This is a genomic window from Clostridium sp. DSM 8431 (genome assembly GCF_900116755.1).
In the GTDB taxonomy this organism is placed as follows: Bacteria; Bacillota; Clostridia; order Clostridiales; family Clostridiaceae; genus Clostridium.
The window spans coordinates 1-6,098 of the sequence record NZ_FPBY01000193.1; the positions used below are offsets into that span (position 1 = coordinate 1).

General features: G+C 30.1%; 5 protein-coding genes, 1 tRNA gene and 1 riboswitch. Of the genes, 5 read left to right on the forward strand and 1 reads right to left on the reverse strand.

Annotated features, from left to right (window positions below; all coding sequences use genetic code 11):
- The first annotated feature begins 3 nt into the window (after positions 1–3).
- The 5 genes from BM384_RS14805 to raiA all read left to right on the forward strand — a co-directional run bounded on the left by BM384_RS14805 (position 4) and on the right by raiA (position 5,703).
- Positions 4–88 (forward strand) — tRNA-Tyr (locus BM384_RS14805).
- Between the two features lie 138 nt (positions 89–226).
- A riboswitch (SAM riboswitch) is annotated at positions 227–328 on the forward strand.
- A 67-nt stretch (positions 329–395) separates the two neighbouring features.
- A complete protein-coding gene (gene metK, locus BM384_RS14810) occupies positions 396–1,571 on the forward strand; it encodes a methionine adenosyltransferase (RefSeq protein ID WP_090014729.1) in 1,176 nt (391 codons plus the stop codon).
- A gap of 148 nt (positions 1,572–1,719) precedes the next feature.
- Entirely contained in the window at positions 1,720–3,945 is a 2,226-nt protein-coding gene (locus tag BM384_RS14815) for an SF1B family DNA helicase RecD2 (protein ID WP_090014731.1), read from the forward strand.
- A gap of 112 nt (positions 3,946–4,057) precedes the next feature.
- Complete coding sequence (locus BM384_RS14820; RefSeq protein WP_090014733.1) at positions 4,058–4,693, forward strand: ComF family protein; 636 nt, start codon at positions 4,058–4,060, stop codon at positions 4,691–4,693.
- A gap of 473 nt (positions 4,694–5,166) precedes the next feature.
- Entirely contained in the window at positions 5,167–5,703 is a 537-nt protein-coding gene (raiA, locus tag BM384_RS14825; protein ID WP_090014735.1) for a ribosome hibernation-promoting factor, HPF/YfiA family, read from the forward strand.
- 196 nt (positions 5,704–5,899) lie between these two features.
- Here the strand turns inward: raiA and BM384_RS18015 are convergent.
- Positions 5,900–6,098: hypothetical protein (locus BM384_RS18015; RefSeq protein WP_207650735.1), on the reverse strand; the 199-nt coding region annotated here is incomplete at its 5' end.

Below are 6,098 nucleotides of genomic sequence, written 5' to 3' on the forward strand. Positions count from 1 at the left end.
TATGGATGAGTTCCCGAGTGGCCAAAGGGGGCAGACTGTAAATCTGTTGCAAGTTGCTTCGATGGTTCGAATCCATCCTCATCCACCATTTTAAAAAGCAAGTATACTTGCTTTTTTTTATAGCAATTTATATATGTAATGATTTACAAAAAATGAGAAAAAATTTGTTTTTTGTTGAATATTATATATATGTATGATAATATAGTAAAGTAGTTGAATATTTAAACTCTTATCAAGAGAGGTGGAGGGAAAGGGCCCAATGAAACCCGGCAACCTGTTTCTGTAACAAGGTGCCAATTCCTGTAGATTTAGTTCTACAAGATGAGAGACTAGTATTTTTGGTCTCTTCTCATGAAGAGTTTTTTTATTGCAAAAAAACAGGAGGGATAGAAAGAATGAAAAGATTATTTACGTCAGAATCTGTTACTGAAGGACATCCTGACAAAATTTGTGATCAGATATCAGATTCAGTATTAGACGCAATATTAGCGAAGGACCCAAATGCAAGAGTAGCATGTGAAACTTGTACAACAACAGGTATGGTTATGGTTATGGGAGAAATAACTACAAACTGTTACGTGGATATTCCTAAAGTTGTAAGAGAAACAGTAAGAGAAATAGGTTATGATAGAGCGAAATATGGTTTTGATTGTGATACATGTTCAGTATTAACAAGCATTGATGAACAATCAAGAGATATAGCTATGGGAGTAGATGAAGCTCTAGAACATAGAAATGGTGAACAAGATGATGTTGAAGCAGTTGGTGCTGGAGATCAAGGTATGATGTTTGGTTATGCAACTAATGAAACACCAGAATTTATGCCAATGCCAATAGCAATGGCTCATAGATTATCAAGAAGATTAACTGAAGTTAGAAAAAATGGAACTTTAAAATACTTAAGACCAGATGGTAAGACTCAAGTAACTGTTGAATATGAAAATGATAAGCCAAAGAGAATTGATGCTATAGTAATCTCAACTCAACATGATGAAGATGTTACATTAGAACAAATCGAAAAAGATTTAAAACAATATGTAATAAATGAAGTTATTCCAGCTGAATTCTTAGATGCTGAAACAAAATACTACATCAACCCAACTGGTAGATTTGTTGTAGGTGGACCTCAAGGAGATTCAGGTTTAACAGGAAGAAAGATAATTGTTGATACATACGGTGGTATGGGAAGACACGGCGGTGGAGCTTTCTCAGGAAAAGATCCAACAAAGGTTGATAGATCAGCAGCATATGCAGCAAGATGGGTTGCTAAGAACTTAGTAGCTGCAGGAGTAGCTGAAAAGGTAGAAATACAATTAGCTTATGCAATTGGTGTTGCAAAACCAGTTTCAATAGAAGTTGATACATTTGGAACAGGAAAACTTAGTGAAGAAGAAATTGTTTCAATAGTTGAAAAGGTATTTGATTTAAGACCAGGAGCAATCATCAGAGACTTAGATTTAAGAAGACCTATATATAAGCAAACAGCTGCTTATGGTCACTTTGGAAGAACTGATGTTAAGCTTCCTTGGGAACAACTTGATAAGGTTGAAGAAATTAAAAAGTTTGTATAATAAACACAAAAAAGCATCTGATTTTTATCAGGTGCTTTTTTGCGTTTAGAAAAGTTTGAGTATTATTGTATTAAAAATAGATTTTATGCCTATGATATAATATAAATTATAGAAAATATATAAGAAGTTTAAGATATGGAGAGATAATATGGATGTCGTAAAAGGATTTGTAGAAGGAATTGTTTTTAAAAGTGAAGATACTGGATATGTAGTAGTAAAAATTAATAGTAATGGTAGGACAATTACTGCAGTTGGAACAGTTCCATTTATAAATGAAGGGCAACAGTTGAAGTTAACAGGAGAATGGAAAGAACATAAGCAGTTTGGAAAACAGTTTGGCATTCAAAAATGTGAAGAAATTATTCCTGACACTATAGATGGTATAGAAAAATATTTATCATCAGGAGTTATAAGAGGAATTGGTCCTATTACGGCAAGAAAGATAATAAGTCATTTTGGAAAAGAAACATTAAATATAATGGATAATGATATAAATAGACTTAAAGAAGTTGAAGGCATAGGAGAAAAGAAATTTAGTATAATATGTGAATCTTATTTAGAACAACATGATTTGAAAGATATAATAATATTCTTTCAGGGACATGGAATCAGTCATAATCAATGTTTAAAAATATATAAACGTTTTGGATCTGATGCTAAAGAAATAGTTAAAAAAAATCCTTATATATTATGTGGTGAAATTAAAGGAATAGGGTTTACAACAGCTGACAGATTGGCTACTTTAATTGGGGTAGATAGAGAATCTGAAGAGAGAATAAAAAGTGGAATAGAGTTTGTAATTTCAAGATTTTGTGCTGCTGGAAACACATATATGCCTAAGGAAAAGGTCATAGAAGAAACTGTAGAACTATTAAATGTAGATAAGGAATTAATTGAAGGAAATATTTATAATTTATCATTAGAAGGAAAACTTATTATACAAAAAATAAAAGAAATAGAAGCTGTATTTATTCCTATATATTATTATAGTGAACTTGGAATAACAGAAAGAATTGCAAAGTTATCTTTGCAAAATTATCAAACTATAAATACTGATGTGGAATTTGAAATTAGCAATTTTGAAAGAAAACATAACATAAATTTTGCTCAGTCTCAAAAAGAAGCTATAGTAGGAGCTTTTACAAATGGAATTGAGATTATAACAGGAGGACCTGGAACAGGAAAAACAACTATAATTAAAGCAATTATTGATATATATGAAAATCAAGGTATGAAAGTCTTACTTGCAGCACCAACAGGAAGAGCAGCTAAAAGAATGACAGAATCTACAGGAAGAGAAGCAAAGACTATACATAGACTCTTAGATATAACAGCAGGAGAAGATAATGATGATGAAGCTTTAGTAGAGGCTGATGAACCATTAGATGGAGATGTAATTATTATTGATGAGGCATCTATGATAGATGTATTCCTAATGCATAATTTATTAAAGGCAATAAGGATGGGAACAAGGCTTATAATAGTTGGAGATGTAGATCAGTTACCGTCTGTAGGGGCTGGTAATGTTTTAAGAGATTTAATAAACAGTGGTCTTATAAAGGTAGTGGTACTTAAAGAAATATTTAGACAGGGAGCAGAAAGTTTAATAATTACTAACGCTCATAGAATTAATAATGGTGAAATGCCTCATTTAAATCAGAAGGATAAAGATTTTTATTTTATAAGAAATGAGGATATGGATGGGATATTAAATACAGTTGTAGATCTTGCTAATAGACGTCTTCCAAACTTTAATAAGAAGTGGGATAAAAAAAGAGATATTCAAGTTTTGAGTCCTATGAAAAAAGGAACTTTAGGTATTATTAATTTAAATGAAAAACTTCAGGAAATATTAAATCCACCTTCTAATTCTAAAAAAGAAAAAAGACAAGGAAATATGATTTTTAGAGAAGGAGATAAGGTTATGCAGACTAAAAATAACTATATATTAAAGTGGACATTACTTAGTGGTGGAGACAGTGTGGAAGGTGAAGGTGTTTTTAATGGAGATATGGGATTCATTCAAAGCATAAGTGAAGATGAAAAAATAGTTACTGTTATATTTGATGATGATAAAAAGGTTATTTATGATTCTGAAAGTATAGATGAACTTGAACTTGCATATGCTATTACAATTCATAAAAGCCAAGGAAGTGAATTTAAAGTAGTTATCATTCCAGCCTTTATGGGATCACCTTTTTTAATGAATAGAAATCTTTTATATACAGGTATAACACGTGCTAAAGAATTAGTAACAGTTGTTGGGTATCCTAGAGCCCTTCAATATATGGTTTCTAATATTAATAGTAGTGAAAGATTTTCAAGTTTAGAGATAAGAATAAAAGATCTTTTAGATAATGAATCTTTAGTATAAATTTTAGGTATGAAATTATAAGATTGAGTCAATATTTATAATAACAAATAGTATGGAGGTTTTTTAAAAAGAAGTCTACTTATAGTTATAAGTAGTAATTTTAATAAGTCATATGAAAGAAAAAATTAAAACAATTTTTAAGGTTATTATAAAGGGGGTCTTAGAGCTATTATATCCTAAAGATAATAAATGTTTGATATGTGGAAGTCCTGCTGAAGGTATATGTGTAAAATGTAGAAATAGTATTGTTAGATGTGAAGAAAATGAAGAAAGTATAGGCTACTATAAAGGAGTATTAAAACAATTGATTTTAAAATTTAAATTTGAAAAAGATTTTAATGCCGGTGATATTTTAGTAGAACTCCTAGAAGAAAAAATAAAGGCATTTGATAATGAATATATTTTAACATTTATACCTGTAAGCTCTAAAACAATGAAAAAAAGAGGATTTAATCAATGTGAGTATTTAGCTAGAGAAATTGCTTTTAGAAATAATTATAAGGTAATTAATACTTTAAAGAAGGTACGTGAAACAAAAGATCAGAAAACATTGAGCAAAAAAGAAAGAAAAGAAAATCTAATTGGAGCGTTTGAAATAATAAATAAAGAGGATATACTTGGAAAGAAAATTATATTAATCGATGATGTTATAACAACGGGGGCTACCCTTAGAGAAGCAAAGAAAATGTTAAAATTAAGTGGAGTCTTACAAATAAATACATTGACTATAGCTAAAACTTATATATAATTATAGTATAAAGCTAGGTCTGTGGTTGAAAGTCGATGCCAGTCGCAGGCGAAACGATCCACGTAACCTAGACAAAGTTCTAGTGAGCATGGTGCGGTATAGAAGTAAGTCCTGCCAGTTTTTAAACTGAGAGGGTTAGTAGTGAGAGGTTAAGTCCGGGTAGCGAAAGTTCCAGCAGGCGAGTGTGGGGTCAAAAACCAGGTCAGCTAGCTTTATGTTAAAAGGAATATTTTAGTTTTATTATAGATTAGGCAGAAAGCTTTTATTAAGCTTCTGCTTTATTTTTATAAGTCAAAATATTAAGTAAAAAATGTGATAATGAGCAAATACGAGGAAAAATAAGAAATAAAAAGATAAATATACATAATATTCTGTCAATTGAATGACAAGCTATTGTATTTAATATAAAAAGGGAGTAGAATGTAGTCAATAGAAAATAATCTATTAATTAACATATGAGAGGGGCTGGAATTATGAAAGTAACAGTAGTAGCAAAAAATATTCAATTAACACCTGCGTTAAAGGAAAGTGTAGAAAAAAAGATATCTAAACTAGATAGATATTTTGAACCTAATATTGAGGCAAGAGCAACGCTAAGTGTTCAAAAGAATAGACAGATTGTAGAAGTTACTATTCCTTTTAATGGAGTTATTTTAAGAGGAGAAGAAAGTACCGAGGATATGTACAAGTCTATTGATTTAGTTGAGGATAAATTAGAGAGACAAATAAGAAAACAAAAGACAAAGCTTGCAAAGAGAAATTCAGGAGGCTCATTAAGATATTCATCATTTAATCCTAAAGAAGTAGATGAAAGTTTAGAAGAAGATAAGAAAGTTGTAAAAACAAAAAGCTTTAATGTTAAGCCAATGTCAAGTGAAGAAGCCATTTTACAAATGGAACTTTTAGGACATAATTTCTTCGTATATCAAGATGCTGATACAAATAGGGTAAGCGTAATGTATAAAAGAAAAGACGGAGATTATGGTTTGATTGAACCAGATTATAAATAAATGAATATAGAGAAAGATGGCCCTTTGATTTATCTTAGGGCTGTTTTTAATGCATAAGAAAGTATAAAATTTTTTTATGTTAAACACTGATTTTGACTGGCTTTCTCATATGGAAGTTGTCAAATGCATTAAAAAATAATTGTAGGCCGCAAAAGAACCTAAAAGCAAAATAATTAAATTGTATTTTAATATGAAATTATTTTACTTTTAGAACTTTTTTTAGGCTAACAAAGCTGCCTCCTGCACTGAAAAGCGTGGCATCAGCCACTTTGTTATTTGAATTATTTAAAGGTTTACTTAAAATGTATATTATAGATAATAAATTGCGTATAAAGCAGATTACGACTTTATTTTGTGAAATTATGAATAATAGGAGAATAATATCTTTATCTTTG